Annotated in this window: 21 protein-coding genes; 15 read left to right on the top strand and 6 right to left on the bottom strand. The window is 73.1% G+C overall.

Features of this window, described 5'->3' with window-relative positions; translation table 11 throughout:
• Positions 1–187: 187 nt before the first annotated feature.
• Both ABZ877_RS23010 and ABZ877_RS23015 read left to right on the top strand, forming a co-directional pair.
• Positions 188–760, top strand: coding sequence for an XRE family transcriptional regulator (locus ABZ877_RS23010; RefSeq protein ID WP_361074158.1), 573 nt, complete (start codon positions 188–190; stop codon positions 758–760).
• Positions 761–769: 9 nt separating this feature from the next.
• Positions 770–1,489: a helical backbone metal receptor gene (locus ABZ877_RS23015; RefSeq protein ID WP_361074160.1), complete on the top strand. Its 720-nt coding sequence runs from the start codon at positions 770–772 to the stop codon at positions 1,487–1,489.
• 1 nt (position 1,490) lies between these two features.
• Here ABZ877_RS23015 and ABZ877_RS23020 read toward each other — a convergent pair whose 3' ends face one another.
• On the bottom strand, positions 1,491–2,612 hold the full coding sequence (locus tag ABZ877_RS23020; protein WP_361074162.1) for a TDT family transporter: 1,122 nt from the start codon (positions 2,610–2,612) through the stop codon (positions 1,491–1,493).
• A 70-nt stretch (positions 2,613–2,682) separates the two neighbouring features.
• Here ABZ877_RS23020 and ABZ877_RS23025 point away from each other — a divergent pair, with 70 nt between their 5' ends.
• Complete coding sequence (locus ABZ877_RS23025; RefSeq protein ID WP_361074164.1) at positions 2,683–3,636, top strand: LysR family transcriptional regulator; 954 nt, start codon at positions 2,683–2,685, stop codon at positions 3,634–3,636.
• 43 nt (positions 3,637–3,679) lie between these two features.
• Here the strand turns inward: ABZ877_RS23025 and ABZ877_RS23030 are convergent, their stop codons facing one another.
• Positions 3,680–4,375: a gamma-glutamyl-gamma-aminobutyrate hydrolase family protein gene (locus ABZ877_RS23030; RefSeq protein WP_361074166.1), complete on the bottom strand. Its 696-nt coding sequence runs from the start codon at positions 4,373–4,375 to the stop codon at positions 3,680–3,682.
• A gap of 155 nt (positions 4,376–4,530) precedes the next feature.
• Positions 4,531–5,256, bottom strand: a complete 726-nt coding sequence (locus ABZ877_RS23035) for an FCD domain-containing protein (protein WP_361074168.1) — start codon at positions 5,254–5,256, stop codon at positions 4,531–4,533.
• 95 nt (positions 5,257–5,351) lie between these two features.
• Here ABZ877_RS23035 and ABZ877_RS23040 point away from each other — a divergent pair, with 95 nt between their 5' ends.
• The 4 genes from ABZ877_RS23040 to ABZ877_RS23055 are packed head-to-tail and all read left to right on the top strand — an operon-like array spanning position 5,352 to position 10,209.
• Positions 5,352–6,710 (top strand): glutamine synthetase family protein, encoded by a 1,359-nt coding sequence (locus ABZ877_RS23040; RefSeq protein WP_361074170.1) that lies wholly within the window; start codon positions 5,352–5,354, stop codon positions 6,708–6,710.
• A gap of 10 nt (positions 6,711–6,720) precedes the next feature.
• Positions 6,721–8,100: an aldehyde dehydrogenase family protein gene (locus tag ABZ877_RS23045; RefSeq protein WP_361074172.1), complete on the top strand. Its 1,380-nt coding sequence runs from the start codon at positions 6,721–6,723 to the stop codon at positions 8,098–8,100.
• On the top strand, positions 8,097–8,891 hold the full coding sequence (locus tag ABZ877_RS23050) for a 3-oxoacyl-ACP reductase (RefSeq protein ID WP_361074174.1): 795 nt from the start codon (positions 8,097–8,099) through the stop codon (positions 8,889–8,891). The genes ABZ877_RS23045 and ABZ877_RS23050 overlap by 4 nt, the downstream gene beginning before the upstream one ends.
• Before the next feature lie 31 nt (positions 8,892–8,922).
• A complete protein-coding gene (locus ABZ877_RS23055) occupies positions 8,923–10,209 on the top strand; it encodes a haloacid dehalogenase-like hydrolase (RefSeq protein WP_361074176.1) in 1,287 nt (428 codons plus the stop codon).
• 61 nt (positions 10,210–10,270) lie between these two features.
• On the opposite strand, the gene ABZ877_RS23060 is transcribed toward ABZ877_RS23055, so the two are convergent.
• A complete protein-coding gene (locus ABZ877_RS23060) occupies positions 10,271–11,473 on the bottom strand; it encodes an amino acid deaminase/aldolase (protein ID WP_361074178.1) in 1,203 nt (400 codons plus the stop codon).
• A 427-nt stretch (positions 11,474–11,900) separates the two neighbouring features.
• Here ABZ877_RS23060 and ABZ877_RS23065 point away from each other — a divergent pair, with 427 nt between their 5' ends.
• Positions 11,901–12,764 (top strand): hypothetical protein, encoded by an 864-nt coding sequence (locus ABZ877_RS23065; RefSeq protein WP_361074180.1) that lies wholly within the window; start codon positions 11,901–11,903, stop codon positions 12,762–12,764.
• Positions 12,761–13,921: a type VII secretion-associated serine protease mycosin gene (gene mycP, locus ABZ877_RS23070; RefSeq protein ID WP_361074182.1), complete on the top strand. Its 1,161-nt coding sequence runs from the start codon at positions 12,761–12,763 to the stop codon at positions 13,919–13,921. The genes ABZ877_RS23065 and mycP overlap by 4 nt, the downstream gene beginning before the upstream one ends.
• On the opposite strand, the gene ABZ877_RS23075 is transcribed toward mycP, so the two are convergent.
• The gene (locus ABZ877_RS23075; RefSeq protein WP_361074184.1) at positions 13,905–14,798 is read right to left on the bottom strand and encodes a serine hydrolase; all 894 of its coding nucleotides are present in this window, start codon (positions 14,796–14,798) and stop codon (positions 13,905–13,907) included. The genes mycP and ABZ877_RS23075 overlap by 17 nt on opposite strands.
• 96 nt (positions 14,799–14,894) lie before the next feature.
• On the opposite strand from ABZ877_RS23075, the gene ABZ877_RS23080 reads away from it, so the two are divergent.
• On the top strand, positions 14,895–15,629 hold the full coding sequence (locus ABZ877_RS23080; protein WP_361074186.1) for an SseB family protein: 735 nt from the start codon (positions 14,895–14,897) through the stop codon (positions 15,627–15,629).
• A 13-nt stretch (positions 15,630–15,642) separates the two neighbouring features.
• On the opposite strand, the gene ABZ877_RS23085 is transcribed toward ABZ877_RS23080, so the two are convergent.
• A complete protein-coding gene (locus ABZ877_RS23085; protein ID WP_361074188.1) occupies positions 15,643–16,023 on the bottom strand; it encodes a DUF1844 domain-containing protein in 381 nt (126 codons plus the stop codon).
• 405 nt (positions 16,024–16,428) lie between these two features.
• Between ABZ877_RS23085 and infC the strand changes: the two genes are divergently transcribed.
• The 5 genes from infC to ABZ877_RS23110 all read left to right on the top strand — a co-directional run bounded on the left by infC (position 16,429) and on the right by ABZ877_RS23110 (position 20,103).
• On the top strand, positions 16,429–17,076 hold the full coding sequence (gene infC, locus ABZ877_RS23090) for a translation initiation factor IF-3 (RefSeq protein ID WP_361074366.1): 648 nt from the start codon (positions 16,429–16,431) through the stop codon (positions 17,074–17,076).
• Between the two features lie 123 nt (positions 17,077–17,199).
• Positions 17,200–17,394, top strand: a complete 195-nt coding sequence (gene rpmI / locus ABZ877_RS23095) for a 50S ribosomal protein L35 (protein WP_003977225.1) — start codon at positions 17,200–17,202, stop codon at positions 17,392–17,394.
• A 100-nt stretch (positions 17,395–17,494) separates the two neighbouring features.
• Entirely contained in the window at positions 17,495–17,881 is a 387-nt protein-coding gene (gene rplT, locus ABZ877_RS23100; protein ID WP_006350245.1) for a 50S ribosomal protein L20, read from the top strand.
• Positions 17,882–18,051: 170 nt separating this feature from the next.
• Positions 18,052–18,882: an RNA methyltransferase gene (locus ABZ877_RS23105; protein ID WP_361074190.1), complete on the top strand. Its 831-nt coding sequence runs from the start codon at positions 18,052–18,054 to the stop codon at positions 18,880–18,882.
• Between the two features lie 102 nt (positions 18,883–18,984).
• A complete protein-coding gene (locus ABZ877_RS23110) occupies positions 18,985–20,103 on the top strand; it encodes an ATP-binding protein (RefSeq protein ID WP_361074192.1) in 1,119 nt (372 codons plus the stop codon).
• Positions 20,104–20,178: the final 75 nt, after the last annotated feature.

The following is a 20,178-nucleotide window of genomic DNA, read 5'->3' on the forward strand; positions in this document are numbered from 1 at the left end:
CGGGTGAACGAAGGGGTGGGTTCCGCCGTAGCAGAGGCTGCGGGGGGACCCACCCCTCGTGCGTGCCGTGACCCCGGGACGCCCTGATCGTGACCCACCGCTTACCGCGCTCGCATGAAACCCTCGGACGAACATGCGTAGGGTGCATTCAAACGAGCAGAGCAATGCGGTGGGAGGGAGCGGACCCATGGACGAGCACAAGGAGTCACTGCGCGTGGGCGCGGCCGTCCGGCGTCGGCGCAGGACGCTCGAGCTGACGCTCTCCGCCGTCGCCGAGCGCAGCGGCCTGTCCGTGCCCTTCCTCAGCCAGGTGGAGAACGAGCGGGCGAGGCCCAGCCGGCGCTCCCTGGAGAAGGTCGCCGACGCCCTCGGCACCACCGCCGTCGAACTCCTCGCCGCCGCCGACCCCGCCCGCACCGTCGATCTCGTGCGCGCGGACGACACGAGCGTTGAGGACGGCACGGACCCCGTCGTACGGTCCCTCGTGCGGGGGCACCACCAGATGCACGCCCAGGAATTCGTGGGCGACCACGATCCGGGCCGCGAGTTCCAGCTCCGCAACGACGCCCTGATGCACGTCACCGAGGGCGCCGTCGAGGTGGAGGCCGAGGGGCGCGCCTACCGGCTCGTGCGCGGCGACACGCTGTACCTCACCGGTGGCGTACGGCACCGGTGGCGCGCGACCGTCGCCGAGGCCCGGGTCCTCGTGGTGGCGGTCGCCGAGCACATCGACGCGGTCGACGAGCCCGGCCCGAAGTAGCCGCCCGCCGTGCGTGTCGTGTCCCTGGTCCCGTCGCTGACGGAGGCCGTCGCGGTGACGCTGCCGGGTGCGCTGGTCGGCGCCACCGACTGGTGCACGCACCCCGCCGGGCTCGACGTGGCCCGGATCGGGGGCACCAAGAACCCGGACGTGGCCGCGATCGTCGCGCTCCGGCCCGATCTCGTCGTCGCCAACGAGGAGGAGAACCGGGAACCCGACCTCGACGCCCTGCGCGCCGCCGGGATCGAGGTGCTCGTCACCGTCGTCCGGGAACTGCCCGACGCGTGGCGGGAGTTGGAGCGGCTTCTGCTCGCCTGCGGGGCCTCCTCGCGGCCGCGCTGGCTCGACGAGGCCGAGACCGCCTGGGCGGAGGCTGTGCCCTACGAGCGGCGGGTGCGGGCCGTCGTGCCGATCTGGCGGCGGCCCTGGATGGTGCTCGGGCGCGACACCTTCGCCGGTGACCTGCTCGCCAGGCTCGGCGTCGAGAACGTCTACGCCGCTCACGCCGAGCGGTATCCCCGGGTTCCGCTCGACGAGCTGCGGGCCGCCGGGGCGGACCTCGTGGTGCTGCCCGACGAGCCGTACCGGTTCACCGCCGATGACGGGCCCGAGGCGTTCGACGCCCCGGCCGCGCTCGTCAGCGGGCGCCACCTCACCTGGTACGGGCCTTCGCTCGGGGAGGCGGCGCGGGTGCTCTCCGACGGCCTGCGCGTCGCGTACGGGCGCTGAGTCAGGCCCGTACCGGTGCGGGCGGCGCGAGCAGGCTGCCGTTCAGCACGCCTCGTACCGTGTGCAGCGCCGCCACCGCCCAGGCCGCCACCAGGACCCCGTAGAGCGCGACGGCGAGTACGTCGAAGACCGGCAGGCCCGTGTGGGTGGCCAGGCCCTCCGCTCCTGTCACGCAGGTGCCGACCGGGAACGTGAACGCCCACCACGTCATCGAGAAGCGCATGCCGCCGCGGCGCGCCCGCGCCACCAAGGCCGCTGCCAGCGCCAGCCACAGCAGGGCGAAGCCCGTCACCGGTACGCCGTACAGGACCGCGAACGCCTCGAAGCCGTGGGTGTAGGGGGCGGGCAGGGTGCCGTCCGCCGCGTCCGCGAACTTGTTCGCCGCCGTCGTGGACTGGCCCAGCGGACCGAGGACCAGGAAGAGGGCCGGGGTCAGGGCCAGGGGCAGCGGGCCCGTCGTCACCAGGCGGGCGAAGATCAGGGGGAGCATCACCAGCGTCGCCAGCAGGCTCATGCCGAACATCGCGTAACAGGCGAGGAGCAAGGTCTGCTGCCACGCGCCGGGCGGCAGGTGGGGCAGGAGCAGGGGGCCGAGCGCCGCGGACACCATCGGCGCCACCACCGGGAGCAGCCACACGGGTGAGGCCTGGCCCGGCTCGATGCGGTGCCGCACCACCATCAGGTACGGGACCGCCACAGCCGCCGCCAGCCCGGTCAGCGTGCCCGCGACGAACAGCACCGTGTCGATCGCCAGGGCCGCCCCGGGGCCGATCCAGTCCTGCCCGACGAGCAGCGTGCCGCCACCGACCGCGAGCAGCGCCATCGACAGGCAGCCGTAGAACGGGGCCGCCGCCGGGTCCAGGAGGTGCGCCCGCGCCTGGTCGCGATGGTGGGTCCAGTGCAGGGACCGCGCGGTCAGGAGGGCGAGGAGCGCCGCGAAGGAGAGCGCCCAGACCGCCGTGCACGCCGTCCGCAGGCCGGGGACGCGCAGGGGCAGGGTCGCGCCCGCGTTCGCGACGATGGCGGTGCCCATGACGGCGGCGTACCAGTTCGGGCCCAGGTGGCGGACGGCGGCGGCGCGGATGGCCGGGGCGGTGGTGGTGGGGTGGGCGACGGTGACCATAGGTCCACCGTCGCGCGGGGGTACCGGCCCCACCAGGGACGTTGTCACTATGAGGGCATAAGCTGCCTTTATGAGCAGCAGCAAGGGGCGCGGCGGGTCCACGGAGCCGACGCAGCCGCCGCCGGGCATGCTCGCGCACCGCGTCCCCGACCTCGGCGCTCTGGAGCTTCTGCTGGCCGTGGCGCGGCTCGGCAGCCTCGGGGGCGCCGCGCGGGAGCTCGGCATCACGCAGCCCGCCGCCAGCAGCCGCATCCGGTCGATGGAGCGGCAGCTCGGCCTCGCCCTCGTCGACCGTTCCCCGCGCGGGTCCCGGCTCACCGCGACGGGCGCCCTGGTCACCGACTGGGCGCGGCGCGTCGTGGAGGCGGCCGAGGAGTTCGACGCCGGGGCGCAGGCGCTGCGCGACCGGCGGGACTCGCGCCTGCGGGTCGCCGCCAGCATGACGATCGCCGAGTACCTGCTGCCGCGCTGGCTGATCGCGCTGCGGGCGGCACGGCCCGACACGGCGGTGTCGCTGCTCGCCGGGAACTCGGCGGCGGTCGCCGAGCGGCTGCTCGCGGGCGAAGCGGACCTCGGGTTCGTGGAGGGGCTGTCGGTTCCGGCGGGGCTCGACGCCACCGTCATCGCGCATGACCACCTGATCGTCGTGGCCGCGCCCAGCCATCCCTGGGCCCGGCGGCGCCGGCCGCTCACGGCGGAGGAGCTGGCCGCGACGCCGCTCATCCTGCGGGAGGAGGGGTCCGGGACGCGGCAGGTGCTCGACGCCGCGCTCGGCGGGCTGGCCCGGCCGCTCATCGAGCTGTCCTCGACCACCGCGGTGAAGGCGGCCGCCGTCAGCGGGGCCGGGCCGTCCGTGCTCAGTGAGCTGGCGGTGGGGGAGGAGCTCTCCGCTCGGCGGCTCGTCCGGGTTCCGCTCGAAGGGGTGCGGCTGGCGCGGGATCTGCGGGCCGTGTGGTCCTCGGGGCATCTTCCGGTCGGGCCCGCCAGGGATCTGCTCGGGCTGACGCGGTCGTCCGCCGTCTGAGCGGGGGCCGTGCGGCGCGGCGGCCCCGGACCTCAGGCGCTTGTCAGAAGCCGTGCGGGGCCGACGCCGCCCGGATCAGGCCCTCCGTCACCCGGCTGTCCTCGCCCATCTCCGGATGCCACTGCACCCCCATCACCCACGTCATGCCGGGCAGCTCCACCGCCTCGATCGTGCCGTCCGGTGCGTGGGCCGACGCGACCAGGCCCCGGCCGAGCCGGTCGACGGCCTGGTGGTGGTAGGTCGGGACGTCCGTCGGCTCCGGGACCAGGTCGCCGTAGCGGGTGCCGGGGACCGGGGTCACCGTGTGGCGGCCGAACGTGCCGACCTCCTTCAGATGGCCGTCCAGGTGCTGTGTCAGCGTCCCGCCGAGCGCCACGTTCAGGAGCTGCATGCCCCGGCAGACCCCGAGCAGCGGCGTGCCGGAGGTCATCGCGGCGCGGATCAGGGCGAGTTCCCAGGTGTCCCGCTCCGTCGCGGCGGGGCCCGTACGGGGGTCGCGCTCGGCGCCGTAGCGGCCGGGGTCCACGTCGGGGCCGCCCGCGACGATCACGCCGTCGAGCCGCGCCACCACGGACGGGGCGCTGGCCGGATCGTCGGGCGGCAGCATCGTGGCGAGCCCGCCGGAACCCTGCACGAGCCGGGGGTAGCCGACCGGGAGCAGCGCCGCGGGCAGCTCCCACACACCCCACCGGGTCTGCTTCTCCAGATAGGTGCTGATGCCTATCAGCGGCCTCACCATGGTGCCGTGCTCCCCAACCTCGGTCGTACTCCGTGCGGTGCGGTCCTTCCCGGCCCCGGCCGGCCTCGCAGCGTACGAGATCGTCGCGCGGGCGACAGCGGCGTTCAGCATGCGAACACTCCGCCGCCGGGTCAATGGGGCGGGCGCGGACCTTTTCAGGTGAGGAAGCCGCGCAGCAGTGCCGCCGTGCCGCCGCAGTGCTCGCGCATCGTCTCCCGCGCGCCGTCCGCGTCCCCGGCGAGCACCGCCTCGACCAGGGAGGTGTGCTGGCGCTGGGAGTGCTCCAGGTTCCGTACGAGCAAGGGGATGCAGTCCAGGAGGTCGTTCAGCGTGGCGCGGACCGCCGCGTACTGGGCGGCGAGGGTGGGGGAGCCGCACAGTTCGGCGAGGGTGAGGTGGAGGAGGGTGTCCTGGCGGCGGTAGTCCGTGAGCGGCGCGTCGTGGGTGGCGGCGAGGGCCGTGCGGAGGCGGGCGGCCCGTTCGTCGTCCGGGGCGTGCGTCGCGCACAGCCCGGCCGCGCCCACTTCGAGGACCTCACGGAAGCGCAGGACGTCCTCGATGTCGACGCCCTTGATCCGGCGCCGCAGCTCGTCCTCGCCCGCCGCGCCGGAGCGCGGGAGCACGAACGTGCCGCCGTAGCGGCCGCGCCGCGACTCCACGAGCCCCTGGTCCTGCAACACCTTGAGGACTTCGCGCAGGGTGACCCGGCTGATGCCGAGGCGGTCCGCCAACTCCCGTTCCGACGGCAGTCGTTCACCGGCCGGGACGAGGCCGAGCCGGACGACCTGGAGTATCTGTTCGAGGGCCTCCTCGAACCCGTTGCCCGCCCTGACCGGGCGCAGCACCGTCCCGAGGCCGCCCTCGCCGTCCGTGTGCGCCATACGGACCGGCCCCCTTCCCAATCAATGGTCTGTGGCCATACCTTATGGCTCTCGGCCGACCCGAGGGACCCTCGGGCCCCAAGGAGGTTCTTCCCGTGGCAGACCGCACATCCCCGCTCGGCGTGGAGGAGCTGCACGCCCTCGTCGCGGGCGGCGAGATCGACACCGTGGTCCTCGCCTTCCCCGACATGCAGGGGCGGCTCCAGGGCAAGCGGTTCGCCGCCCGCTTCTTCCTCGACGAGGTGCTGCACCACGGCACCGAGGGCTGCAACTACCTGCTCGCCGTCGACGCCGAGATGAACACCGTCGACGGGTACGCCATGTCGTCCTGGGACCGCGGCTACGGGGACTTCGCGATGCGCCCCGACCCGACCACCCTGCGCCGCATCCCCTGGCACCCCGGCAGCGCCCTGCTTATCGCCGACCTCGCCTGGGAGGACGGCTCGCCCGTCGTCGCCGCGCCCCGGCAGATCCTGCGCCGCCAGCTGGAGCGCCTCGCCGAGCACGGGCTTCGCGCCCAGGCCGGTACCGAGCTGGAGTTCATCGTCTTCAAGGACACCTACGAGCAGGCGTGGGACGCGGGCTACCGCGGCCTGACCCCGGCCAACCAGTACAACATCGACTACTCCGTCCTCGGCACCGGCCGCATCGAGCCCCTCCTGCGCCGCATCCGCAACGAGATGGCGGGCGCGGGCCTCACCGTCGAGTCCGCCAAGGGCGAGTGCAACCCCGGCCAGCACGAGATCGCCTTCCGCTACGACGAAGCCCTCGTCACCTGTGACCAGCACGCGATCTACAAGACGGGCGCCAAGGAGATCGCCGCGCAGGAAGGCGTCTCGCTCACCTTCATGGCGAAGTACAACGAGCGCGAGGGCAACTCCTGCCACATCCATCTCTCGCTCACCGACGAGGACGGTACGAGCGTGATGGCGGGCCCGAACGGAATGTCTGAGGTCATGCGCCGCTTCCTCGCCGGGCAGCTCGCCGCCCTGCGCGACTTCTCCCTCCTCTACGCCCCGCACATCAACTCCTACAAGCGGTTCCAGCCGGGCTCCTTCGCCCCGACCGCCGTCGCCTGGGGCCACGACAACCGCACCTGCGCCCTCCGCGTCGTCGGCCACGGCCCCTCGCTCCGCTTCGAGAACCGGCTCCCCGGCGGCGACGTCAACCCGCACCTCGCCGTCGCGGGCCTCGTCGCGGCGGGCCTGTACGGCATCGAGCACGAACTCGACCTGCCCGACCCCTGTACGGGCAACGCCTACGACGCCGGGTACGACCACGTCCCCACCACCCTGCGCGAGGCCGCCGAGCTGTGGGAGCACAGCCCCATCGCCCGGGCGGCCTTCGGGGACGAGGTCGTCGCCCACTACCGCAACATGGCCCGGGTCGAGACCGACGCCTTCGACGCCGCGGTGACCGACTGGGAGCTGCGCCGCTCCTTCGAACGCATGTAAGGACCCTCCGTTGTCCCAGCCACCTCTCGAGGTACTGAACCCGGCGACCGAAGAGGTCGTCGCGACCGTCCCCGCCGCCACCCCCGAGGACATCGACACCGCCGTCGCGCGCGCCGTCCGCGCCCAGCCCGCCTGGGCGGCCACCGCCCCGGCCGACCGCGCCCGCCTCCTGCGCCGCTTCGCCGACATCGTCGACCAACACGTCGAGGAACTGGCCCGGTTGGAGGTCCGCGAGGCCGGACACCTCATCGGCAACGCCCGCTGGGAGGCCGGGAACGTCCGCGACCTCCTCCTCTACGCGGCCGGCGGCGCCGAACGCCTCAACGGGGCGCAGATCCCCGCCCCCGGCGGCTGGAACGTGACCTTCCACGAACCCCTCGGCGTCGTCGGCGTCATCGCTCCCTGGAACTTCCCCCTGCCCATCGCCGCCTGGGGCACCGCCCCCGCGCTCGCGGCGGGCAACGCCGTCGTCCTCAAGCCCGCCGAGACGACCCCGCTGACCGCCCTCCGCCTCGCCGAACTCGCCCTGGAAGCCGGACTGCCCGAAGGGCTGTTCCAGGTCGTGCCAGGACACGGGAGCGTCGCGGGCCGCGCCCTCGTCGACCACCCGGACGTCGGGAAGATCGTCTTCACCGGGTCCACCCGCACCGGCCGCGAGGTCATGGGGCGCTGCGCCGCCCAGGTCAAACCCGTCACCCTCGAACTCGGCGGCAAGAGCCCCAACATCGTCTTCGCCGACGCGGACCTCGCGAAGGCCCTCGACCCGTTCTCCTTCCTCGACAACTCGGGGCAGGACTGCTGTGCCCGCACCCGCGTCCTCGTCCAGGAATCGGTGTACGAGGAGTGCGCGGCGCTGCTCGCCGAGGCGATCGGTGCCGTCGTCGTCGGCGATCCGGCCGATGAGAAGACGCAGATGGGGCCGCTGATCTCGCGCGCACAGCTCGACCGCGTACGCGGCTACGTGCCCGACACCGCCGACGGCTTCCGGGGCAGCGCGCCCACCGGGCCCGGCTTCTGGTTCCCCCCGACCGTGCTCACCGGGGAGGCGGCCGACTCCCCGGCGGCCACCGAGGAGATCTTCGGGCCCGTCGCCGTCCTGCTGCCGTTTACGGACGAGCAGGACGCGATCCGCCTCGCCAACGCCACCCCGTACGGGCTCGCCGGGTCGCTCTGGACCCGCGACCTGGGGCGCGCCCTGCGGGTGTCCGCCGCCGTCCGCGCCGGGAACCTGTCCGTGAACTCGCACTCGGCGGTGCGCTACTTCACCCCGTTCGGCGGCGTCAAGCAGTCCGGGCTCGGCCGTGAGCTGGGGCCCGACGCGCTGACCGCCTTCACCGAGACCAAGAACGTCTTCATCAGCACGGAAAGCACGGAGGGCCCATCCCAGTGACCGGTTCGCAGTCGCAGGAGAACATCTGCCGTCGCCTCGTCGGCCGCACCGCCGTCGTCACCGGCGCCGGGAGCGGCATCGGCCTCGCCACCGTCCGCCGCCTCGCCTCCGAGGGCGCCCACGTCGTCTGCGGCGACATCGACGAGGCGACCGGCAAGAAGGCGGCCGAGGACATCGGCGGGACGTTCGTGAAGGTCGACGTCACCGACGCCGAGCAGGTCGAGGCGCTGTTCCGCACCGCGTACGACACCTACGGCTCCGTCGACATCGCCTTCAACAACGCGGGCATCTCGCCGCCCGACGACGACTCCATCCTCGACACGGGCCTGGAGGCGTGGAAGCGCGTCCAGGACGTCAACCTCACCTCCGTGTACCTGTGCTGCAAGGCGGCGATCCCGTACATGCGGCGCCAGGGCAAGGGCTCCATCATCAACACCGCGTCGTTCGTCGCACGGATGGGCGCCGCCACCTCCCAGATCTCGTACACCGCCTCCAAGGGCGGCGTCCTCGCCATGTCGCGCGAGCTGGGCGTGCAGTTCGCGCGGGAAGGCATCCGGGTGAACGCCCTGTGCCCGGGTCCGGTGAACACCCCGCTCCTCCAGGAGCTGTTCGCCAAGGACCCGGAGCGGGCCGCGCGGCGCCTCGTGCACATTCCGGTCGGGCGGTTCGCCGAGGCCGACGAGATCGCCGCCGCCGTCGCCTTCCTCGCCAGCGACGACGCCGCCTTCGTCAACGCCACCGACTTCCTTGTGGACGGCGGCATCTCGGGCGCGTACGTCACGCCTCTGTAGGGGACACGCCAGGTCGGTGTACGGTCCCCGAATGCGTAACAGAAATGTTGCCGCGTGGACCTCGGCCGTGGTCACCACCCTGGTGGCCGCGGCTCTCGTCTCTCCTGCGGCCGCCGCCACGTCCGCGTCCCCCGCCACGTCCCGGGCCGCCTGCCCGCAGCTCTCCAAGAAGCTCCCGTGGTACGGGCACAACCGCGCGAAGCTCCAGCGCACGATCGACGAACGGGGCCTGTGCAACGGCCGTCACGGGCCGCGCCCCGTCGCCGCGTTCGACTGGGACAACACCGTCTCCAAGAACGACGTCACGGACGCGACCATCGCCTGGTCCCTCAAGCACGACAAGATCCTGCGCCCCGCGAGCTGGAAGAAGACCAGCAAGTGGCTGACGCACGAGGCCGACAGGGCGCTCACCGCCGCCTGCGGCACCCGCGTCCCCGTCGGCTCCCCGCTGCCCACCTCCACCGACACCGACTGCACGGACGAGATCTTCAGCATCCGCGAGTCCGGCAAGACCATGAGCGGCGCCCCGGCCTTCGCGGGCGACTGGAACCACCGCCGCACCGTCCCCCAGTACGCCTGGGTGCCGCAGCTCTTCGCCGGCCACACCGTCCCCGAACTGGAGTCCTACGCGGCCGCCGCCCGTAAGGAGGCGCTCGCCGCACCCGTCGGCGCCACCCAGAAGCTCGGCACGCACACGATCCCCGGCTACGTCCGCTACTACGCCCAGCAGCGCGACCTGATCCGTACGCTCCAGAAGGCCGGCTTCGACGTCTACATCGTCTCCGCCGGGTCCGAGCCCGTCACCGAGGTCTGGTCGCGCGGCGTCGGCATCGACCGGGAGCACACCATCGCGATCCGCTCCGTACTGGACCGCCAGGGCCGCATCACGACGTACAACGAGGGCTGCGGCGGGGTCGGCAGGACCCAGGGCGAGGCCATCCCGTACATCGACGGCAAGCGCTGCTGGATCAACCAGGAGATCTACGGGGTGCACGGCAAGGCCGCCTGGAAGAAGCAGGACTTCGCCCAGCGCATCGCGCTCGGCGGCGGTGACGCCGACACCGACGTGACCTTCGTCGGCGACGCGACCGGCGCCCACCTCGTCCTCAACCGGAACAAGAACGAGATCATGTGCCGGGCCTACGACAACGCCGACGGACGCTGGGTCGTCAACCCGATGTTCATCGAGCCGCTGCCGAAGAAGTCCGGCACGTACCCGTGCTCGACCGCGGCCTACAACCTTCCCCGGGGCGGGTTCGGCCCGCTGCACCGGGAGGACGGCTCGGTCGTACCCGACCAGGTTGACTCGGTGCACTGACCTCCGTCAGGACCGCACGCCCCGTCCCGCCGGATGCCGGTGGGACGGGGCGGCGCGGACCTCAGAGGAAGGTGTACCCCTCGCCCCGGTACGTGGGCACGGTCTCGGTGACCGCATCGCCCTCCACGAGGTGCAACACCTCGAACCGCTCGCACAGTTCACCGGCCTTCGCGTGCCGGAACCACACCTTGTCGCCGATGAGCAGATCGTCGGCGGCCGAGCCGAGCAGCGGAGTCTGCACCTCCCCGGGCCCCTCCTGCGCGTCGTACCGCAGCCCCTCCGGCAGGTACGGCACCGGGAGCCGGTCCGGGCCCGCCGCGCCCGACGCCGGATAGCCGCCGCCGAGCACGGTGACGACGCCGACGCCGGGCCTGCGCACGACCGGCTGGGCGAACAGCGCGGCCGGACGCCCGCTGAACGAGGTGTAGTTGTCGAACAGGCGCGGCACGTACAGCCCCGACCCCGCGGCGATCTCGGTGACGGCGTCCTCGGCGGCGGTGTGCTGCACGCTCCCGGTCCCGCCGCCGTTGACGAACTCCAGATCGGGCGCGACCGCGCGCACGGCCCGCACCACCTCCGCGCGCCGCACCGCCAGCTCCTTGCGCGCCGCCGCCTGCATCAGCCGGATCGCCCGCGACCGCACGGGCCGCCCCGCCATCGCGTCACCGACCCCGGCGACATGACCCTCGTACGCCATGATCCCCACGAGCCGGAACCCGGGCGTGCGCCCGACGGACCGTGCCAGATCGGCGAGTTGGGCCGGGGTGCGCAACGGCGACCGCAGGGCGCCGATCCGCACCCGCCCGCCGAGCACCTGCCACGAGGTGTCGAGCTCCAGGCAGACCCGGATCTCCTCCCGGCCCCCGTCCCGGGCGCTGTCGATCAACCGCAGCTGCGCCGGATCGTCGATCATCACGGTCACGGCTGCGGCCAGCTTGGGATCGTGCGCCAGTTCGGCGTACCCGGCACGGTCCGCCGACGGATAGGCGAGCAGGACGTCCTCGAACCCGGACCGCGCCAGCCAGATCGACTCCGCGAGCGTGAACGACATGACCCCCGCGAACCCGTCCCGCGCGAGGACCCGTTCAAGGAGGGCCCGGCACCGTACGGACTTGCTGGCCACCCGGATCGGCTTCCCCGCGGCACGCCGCACGAGATCGTCGGCGTTGGCGTCGAAGGCGTCCAGATCCACGAGCGCCAGCGGGGCGTCGAGGTGTGCGGTGGCCCGGTCGAAGCGGGCCCGGTCGGCGGCGCGCGGTGTCATGGACGCAGCCTGCCAGACGCGATTACCGCAGGGTAGAGGGACGTTCCGGGCAGATCGGCCGCCGGCGCGGAGTGTGTGGCCCGGTCCCTGGGCGGGCCCGTTAGAGTGACGCGCACGCAGGCTGAGGAAACGGGGAGGCATGAGCACGGAAGCCCGCAGCGTCCCGCCGCGCCCCTCAACACCACCCCGCCCGACCCAGCCCCCACCGATGCCGACGACCCCACCCCCACCACCCGCATCATCCCGCCTCCCGGACACCCCGCCAAGCCCCGTCAGGGGCGCGGGGAACGGCGCGACCAGCCACGACGGCGCAGCACCCGCGACGAACACGACGACCCCCCACGGCGGGCCCGCGCACGCCCCGAGCGAAAGCACCGCCCGCCTCCGCCCGGCCCCGCCCCAAACCCCCCGCCGCCCCCTGGGCACAGTGGACCTCACCCCGAACCCGGCAACGGCCGGCAGGCCCTTCGTCACGTTCGCCCGCCCCGAGCACTACGACGACAGCACCACCCGCCTCCGCCCCATCGGCACCCGCCTCCGCCCCCGCGCGGCGGCCGCGGCGGCCTGCCTGGTCCTGGGTCTGGGCCTGATCGGCGGCGCGGCCACCGGCACCCTGCTGACCGGGGACGACAGCGGCGCCGCCGTCTCCGCGCAGAGCGCCTACCGCGACGCCGCCGACCTGTGGCACGCCACCCCCGTCGACCGGCTCTTCCCCCGCACCCTGAACGGCGAGGGCGCGGGCCCCGGCGGAGCCGACCGCACCTGGACCCGGATCGGCGTCGCCCCCGACAGCGGCTGCAAGGACGCCTTCGACCCGCTGCTGAGGAAGGCGCTGCGCCCGGCGGGCTGCCAGCGCCTGCTGCGGGCCACGTACACCGACGCGACGCAGAGCAACGTCACGACCGTCGGCCTGCTGTTCACCACCGCCGACGCCGAGACGGCCAAGTCCCTGCGCACCCGCTTCACGGAAGGGGGCCTGGACCGCCGCGCCGACCTCCTGCCCCGCCCGTACGCCGTCCCCGGCACCGACGCCGCGCACTTCGGCGACGCCCAGCGCGCGTCCTGGACGCTCAACGTCCTGACCGACGCCCCGGTCGTCGTCTACGCGGTCAGCGGCTTCGCCGACGGCCGCACCGTCGCCGACCCGCAGCCCGCCGCCGACGCCATGAAGACCGACGCCACGACCGCCCCCGCCCAGGCCGGCCTCGGCCACGAGGCGCAGGGCATCGCGGACCGGGTCGAACGGGGTCTGCGCAAGGCCGTCCAGAAGTCCACGGAGCAGACGTCATGAACCGCCTCCGCCGGGTCGCCGCCCTCGCGGGCGCCGCGGCCCTCACCCTGCTCCCGGCCACCGCCGCGCACGCCGACTCGGTCCGCGCCCAGCAATGGGGCCTGACCGCCCTGCACACCCAGGAGGCGTGGCGGACGACGAAGGGCGCGGGCGTCACCGTCGCCGTCCTGGACACCGGCGTCGACGACCAGCACCCCGACCTCGTGGGCAACGTCCTGGCCGGCAAGGACCTCATAGGGTTCGGCGCCGGACGCGGCGACCGCCCCTGGGCCCGCCACGGCACCGCCATAGCGGGCATCATCGCGGGCCACGGGCACGGCGCGGGCAACGGCGACGGCGTCATCGGCATCGCCCCGGAGGCCAAGATCCTGCCGGTCCGCGTGATCCTGGAGGACGGCGACGCCTCCCGCGCGAAGGCCCGCGAGACCCGCGGCAACGCCCTCGCCGAGGGCATCCGCTGGGCCGCGGACCACGGCGCCGACGTCATCAACCTCTCCCTCGGCGACGATTCGCCGACCGCCCACGCCGAGGCGGGCGAGGACGAGGCCGTCCAGTACGCCCTGAAGAAAGGTGTCTCCGTCGTCGCCTCCGCGGGCAACGGCGGCCAGAAGGGCGACCACATCTCCTACCCGGCGGCCTACCCCGGCGTCATCTCCGCCACGGCCGTCGACTCGGCGGGCAACCGCGCCGACTTCTCCACCCGCCGCTGGTACGCCAGCGTCGCCGCGCCCGGCCGCGGCATCGTCACCGCCGACCCCGACCGCAAGTACTACTCGGCGTGGGGCACCAGCGCCGCCTCCGCGTTCGTCTCCGGCGCCGTCGCCCTGGTCCGCGCCGCGCACCCCGGCCTGAGCCCCGCCCAGATCAAGCAGCTCATGGAGGACACGGCCGGGGACCCGCCCGCCGGGGGCCGCGACGACTCGCGCGGCTTCGGCATGGTCGACCCGGCCGCCGCGATCAGCGCGGGCGCGAAGCTGAGACCGCGGACCCTGGCCCCGGCCTCGTACGGCGAGAAGTACTTCGGCCCTGGCCCCGACGACCCGGACGACACCGAACCGGCGGGCTGGGTGGCCCCGGCCGCCTACACCCTCGGCGCGCTGCTCCTCGGCGCGGCGTTCCACCTGTGGCGCACCCACCGCGTCACGCGTCGCCGCTGACGGCCCCCACCGCCGCCCTCGCCACGCCCTCCACCAGCGCGATCCCGTCGTCCTTGGTGGTGCTGCCGTTGGACACCACCGCCACCAGGTACCGCCTCTCGGCCGCGCTCACCCGCCCGACGCTGTTGATGTCCCACAGCTCGGTGGTGGACCGCCGCAGCCAGCCGTTCTTCAGCTCGGCGGCGGCCCCGGCGGAGCCCGCGGCGGAGACGCCCCACGCCTGGTCGGCCTCGACGTTCCCCATCAGCCCCTGGACGTACGCGCGGGACGCCGCGCTCAGCACCGAACCGCCGACGCCGAACACCTGCCGGAGCAGGACGAGCTGATCCGCGGCGGTCGTCTGGGTGAGCCCCCACAGCGGGCCGTCGCCGCCGGTGGTGCGGGTCAGACCGAGGCGGCCGTTCGCCGCGTCGAGGCCGTCCGCGCCGCCGATGGTGCTCCACAGGGCGGTCGTCGCGTCGTTGTCGCTGCGCTCGATCATCGCGGCGGCGTACGCCTTCTCCCGCGCGGTCAGCGCCCGGTCCTCGTCCTGCGCCCGCAGCAGCAGCGCGGCGAGCACGTCGACCTTCACGATGCTGGCGGTGTCGTACGTGCCGTCGCCGGACGCGTACGTCGCGCTCGCACCGCCGGTCACGTCGAGCACGGCCACGGAGACCTCGCCGTCATGGCCGTCGGCGAGCGCCCGCACGGCGGCGGCGAGCTGGGCGTCCCGGTCCACGGGGCTCCTCTCGGCAGTGGTCCGCGAGACGAGCGCGGTCGCGTCGTGCGGCTGCGTCGTCACGTAGACCGTAGTGCCGGCGCCGACGGCGAGGAGCGCCGCCGAGGCGACGGCGGCACGGAGGAGGGGGCGTCGGCGACGGCCGGCTGCGTGGGACATGGTGCCGATGCTGCGGCGGCGCCCTGTGCGCACCCTGAGCCGCACCTCAGGGTCCGCTGAGAATACGGGCCAGGCGGCTCGGTAGGGTCGGTGAACGTGGCGAACAAGAACATTCCCGACCCCGGCTTCTCCGACGACGACGGCTCCGCGGACCCGCGCCTGGCCGAGGCCCTGGCCGCCTGGGACAAGGACCGCACGGCCCACGGCCCGGTCCTGGAAGCGCTGAAGGGGGCCCGCCTCCTGGTCCCGGTCGTCGCGGTCCTGGGCGAGGTGGAGGAGGACGAGAACGGGCTGCGCCGCGAGAAGACCAGCGACATGGCCGTCCCCACCCTCAAGGCGGGCAGCCGCACCGCGCTCCCCGCCTTCACCTCCACCCACGCGCTGGCCCTGTGGGACCCGGAGGCCCGCCCGGTCGCCGTCCCGCTGCACCAGGCGCTCCAGGCCGCCGCGCACGAGAAGGCCGACACGGTCGTCCTCGACCTCGCGGGCCCGGTCCCGTACGAGATCACGGGCGCCGCCCTCTACGCCCTGGCCGAGGGCCGCACCAGCGCCGACCCGCTGGCCGACCCGGCGGTCACCGGCGCCGTGCGCGCCGCCGTCGCCGCCGAGCCCGCCGTGCACCGCGCCCACCTGGGCCCCGGCCAGGCGGACGGCACCCTCGCCCTGGTCCTCGCGCCCGGCGCCGACCCGGCGACGACGGCCCGCGCCGTGGCCGGGCGCATCGCCGCCGACGCAACACTGAGGGCCCGCCTGGTGCGCGGCCTCGACCTGGCACTTCTGCCGGCCGAGGCGACGCCACCGGGCGAGCCCCTCTTCGTACGGGAGATCTGAGCAGACCGGGGTCCTAGCCGTACACCGCCCCGGTGTACTTCTCGCCCGGGCCCTGGCCCGGCTCGTCCGGGACGAGGGACGCCTCGCGGAAGGCGAGCTGGAGCGACTTCAGGCCGTCGCGCAGCGGCGCCGCGTGGAACGAGCTGATCTCCGTGGCGCTGCCGTCGAGGAGACCGGCGAGGGCGTGGATCAGCTTGCGGGCCTCGTCCAGGTCCTTGTGGGCGTCGCCCTCCTCGGTCAGGCCCAGCTTCACCGCGGCGGCGCTCATCAGGTTCACCGCGACCGTCACGATGACCTCGACGGCGGGCACCTCGGCGATGTCGCGGGTCAGCGCGTCGTAGTCGGGCGTCTCGGGGGCAGCGGGGGAAGCGGCTGCGGGGGTGGGCTCACTCATGCCCCACACGATATGCCGCCCTCACCGCACCCACGTGCGCGCACCCGGTTGGGCGTACCTGCCAAGTGCTGCTAACCTTGTGTAACGACCGGCCGGACACCCACGTCCTCGCACCCCGAGCGATCTGAGTACCCGGCCCACAAGTGGAGGCTCCGATCTCCCACCCGACCACCCTCACGGGAGGCGGGTCACCGGTCAGACGGTCCCCATCGTTCCGTACGGACGATGGAACCGTCCGAGTCTGCGCCCCGCGGTCCACCGTGGCGGTGCTCCGGTATTTCCTTGGAGCCCCGCGTGTGTACCGTCCGGGGCATTTTTTGTGCGTCGGCGCGGTTGGTAACCAGTGAAGAGACGAATACGCGGCGGTCCGCCAGGCCGTCGTGTGGTGCTAACCGAGGAGGATCCATCAGCGCCGAGCCCCGCATCAACGACCGGATTCGCGTTCCCGAAGTGCGACTTGTCGGTCCCAGCGGCGAGCAGGTCGGGATTGTTCCGCTTGCCAAGGCCCTTGAGCTCGCTCAGGAGTACGACCTCGACCTGGTCGAGGTGGCGGCGACGGCCCGTCCGCCCGTCTGCAAGCTCATGGACTACGGCAAGTTCAAGTACGAGTCGGCCATGAAGGCCCGTGAGGCGCGCAAGAACCAGGCGCACACGGTCATCAAGGAGATGAAGCTCCGGCCGAAGATCGACCCGCACGACTATGACACCAAGAAGGGTCACGTCGTTCGGTTCCTCAAGCAGGGCGACAAGGTCAAGATCACGATCATGTTCCGTGGTCGCGAGCAGTCCCGGCCGGAGCTCGGCTACCGACTGCTGCAGCGTCTCGCGAACGACGTCGAGGACCTCGGTTTCGTGGAGTCGAACCCGAAGCAGGACGGCCGAAACATGATCATGGTTCTCGGTCCGCACAAGAAGAAGACCGAGGCGATGGCCGAGGCCCGCGAGGCGCAGGCCGCCCGCAAGGCCGACGCGAAGGCCAACCCCGGCAAGTCGCAGAACGCGGCTGAGGGCGAGGCCGTCACCGAGGACGCCGAGGCACCTGCCGAGGCATGATCCGGCGGCGTACAGCCTGTGCGCCCCGGAAACCAACTGACACAACTGACGTTCCCGCACGGCCGGTCCGGGCCCTGAGCACGGACCGGCCGGGAGCGCCACTGACGAGGAGAGAACGGCGCTATGCCGAAGAACAAGTCGCACAGCGGTGCCAGCAAGCGCTTCAAGATCACCGGCTCCGGCAAGGTGCTCCGCGAGCGCGCCGGCAAGCGCCACCTGCTCGAGCACAAGTCGTCCCGCGTGACGCGCCGCCTCACCGGCAACGCCGAGATGGCCCCGGGCGACGCCGCGAAGATCAAGAAGCTTCTCGGCAAGTGACCTGCGGGCGCTTCGGCGCCGCGCACGTCGGCTGAACCGGGACCTATTCGAATTCGGGTCGGGTGAGTAACACCCCGGCCCCGCTACAAGGAGTCAACAAGTGGCACGCGTCAAGCGCGCAGTCAACGCGCACAAGAAGCGCCGGGCGATCCTCGAGCAGGCCAGCGGCTACCGCGGTCAGCGTTCGCGTCTGTACCGCAAGGCCAAGGAGCAGGTCACCCACTCCCTGGTCTACAACTACAACGACCGCAAGAAGCGCAAGGGCGACTTCCGCCAGCTCTGGATCCAGCGCATCAACGCCGCTGCCCGCCAGAACGGCATGACGTACAACCGCCTCATCCAGGGTCTGAAGGCCGCCAACATCGAGGTGGACCGCAAGATCCTCGCGGAGCTCGCCGTCAACGACGCGAACGCCTTCGCGGCGCTCGTCGAGGTCGCGCAGAAGGCGCTGCCGGCGGACGTCAACGCGCCGAAGGCCGCGGCCTGACGCTCCGCTGAGCCGGTGTAATCGGACCCGCAGGTCAGCTGGCCTGCGGGTCCGATGCGTTCGGCATCCCGTCTGCCATCGTCTGTCGTGTGCCGCGCACCGGCCGTGTGTGGCTGGTCGCGCAGTTCCCCGCGCCCCTTACGGGGCGCTCCTTTCCTAGGTGAGTTCTTATGGTTGCCGCTCCTGAGTTGATCTCTCCCAAGTCGTCCCGCGTCTCCGCCGCCCGGCGGCTCGGCAAGCGGAACTTCCGGGGGAAGGAGCGGCTGTTCCTCGCCGAGGGGCCGCAGGCCGTGCGGGAGGCCGTCGCGCACGGGGCGCTGGTCGAGATGTTCGCCACCCTCGACGCCGCGGAGCGCTACGCCGACATCGTCGCCGACGCCCGCGCCATCGACGCCCGTGTGCACCTCGCCCACGAGGACGTCATCGCCGACATCTCCACGACCGTGACCCCGCAGGGGCTCGTCGGCGTCTGCCGGTTCCTGGACACGCCGTTCGAGGAGATCCTCGCCGCCCGGCCCAAGCTCGTCGCCGTCCTCGCGCACGTACGCGACCCCGGGAACGCCGGGACCGTACTGCGCTGCGCCGACGCCGCGGGCGCCGAGGCCGTCGTCCTCACCGACGCCTCCGTCGACCTGTACAACCCCAAGGCCGTACGGGCGTCGGTCGGCTCCCTGTTCCATCTGCCCGTCGCCGTGGGTGTGCCCGTCGAGCAGGCCGTCGCCAAGCTCAAGGAGGCGGGCGTACGCATCCTCGCCGCCGACGGCGCCGGGGACGACGACCTCGACGACGAGCTGGACAAGGGGACCATGGGCACCCCGACCGCCTGGGTCTTCGGCAACGAGGCGTGGGGGCTGCCCGAGGAGACCCGCGCGCTCGCCGACGCCGTCGTCCGCGTCCCCATCCACGGCAAGGCCGAGAGCCTCAACCTCGCCACGGCCGCCGCCGTCTGCCTCTACGCCTCCGCGCGCGCCCAGCGCGCCCCCGGCGGGTGCCGTCACTGAGCCCCCGGGACCGTCGCGGTGACTGGTAGTCGGTCACTCGTGACTAGTAGGGTGGCGAACTCGGGGCCCACTGCGCCGTTTCGAGAGGTGGGGTACGGGGAGATGACGGTCCGCACCAGCAGGACAGCAGGGGTGAGCGCCCCCCACGGGGCCCCCACGCCCGGTCCCGCCGGAACCGGCCTCACCGCCGACGACCTGCCCGACGGACTCGTCGTCGCCGACGAGAGCGGCCACGTCGTCTGCTTCAACCTCGCCGCCGAGCGCATCACCGCCGTGCCCGCCGCCCGCGCCCTGGGCGCGCCCCTCGACCGCGCGCTGCCCCTGGAGGACCTCGAAGGGCGGCGCTGGTGGCAGATGACCGACCCGTACGGCGGGCTCGCCACGCGCGTGGGGCAGCCCGAGCGGAACCTGCTGCTGCCGGGCGGCCGTGAGGTCCTGGTCAGCGCCCGCTACGTACGCACCCGGCCCACCGGGCCCGTGCGCCGCGTCGTCGTCTCGCTGCGCGACACCGAGGCCCGGCGCCGTACCGAGCGCAGCCACGCCGAGCTGATCGCCATCGTCGCGCACGAGCTGCGCTCGCCGCTGACCAGCGTCAAGGGGTTCACCGCGACGTTACTCGCGAAGTGGGAGCGGTTCACGGACGAGCAGAAGCGGCTGATGCTGGAGACCGTCGACGCCGACGCGAACCGGGTGACGCGGCTCATCGCCGAGCTGCTCGACATCTCCCGCATCGACTCCGGCCGCCTGGAGCTGCGCCGCCAGCCCGTCGACATCGCGGCCGCCGTCTCCCGGCACATCCAGGCCCACGTCGCCTCGGGGCAGAGCGCCGACCGGTTCCTGCTGCGCGTACGGCAGCCGCTGCCCGATCTGTGGGCCGACCCCGACAAGGTCGACCAGGTCCTCAGCAACCTGCTGGAAAACGCCGTGCGCCACGGCGAGGGAACCGTCACCATTGACGTGGAGCCCTCCACGACCGCCAGGGAATCGACCTCGGTCACCGTCAGCGACGAGGGCCCGGGCATTCCGGAGGAGTCCATGAACCGCGTCTTCACCCGCTTCTGGCGGGGCAGCAAGCGCGGCGGCACCGGGCTCGGCCTCTACATCGTCAAGGGCATCGTCGAGGCCCACGGCGGCACCATCACCGTCGGCCGGGCGCCCGGTGGCGGCGCCCGCTTCCGATTTACGTTGCCCGTGGCGGCCCCGGCGTACCTGAACGCCTGAGCGGTACCGGCCCCACGGGCGCATCCCCACACGTCACCCCCGTTAGACTCGTCCTTTGGCACATTGCGTCTCCAC

The sequence above is a fragment of the Streptomyces sp. NPDC046939 genome, assembly GCF_040644575.1.
Lineage (GTDB): Bacteria > Actinomycetota > Actinomycetes > Streptomycetales > Streptomycetaceae > Streptomyces.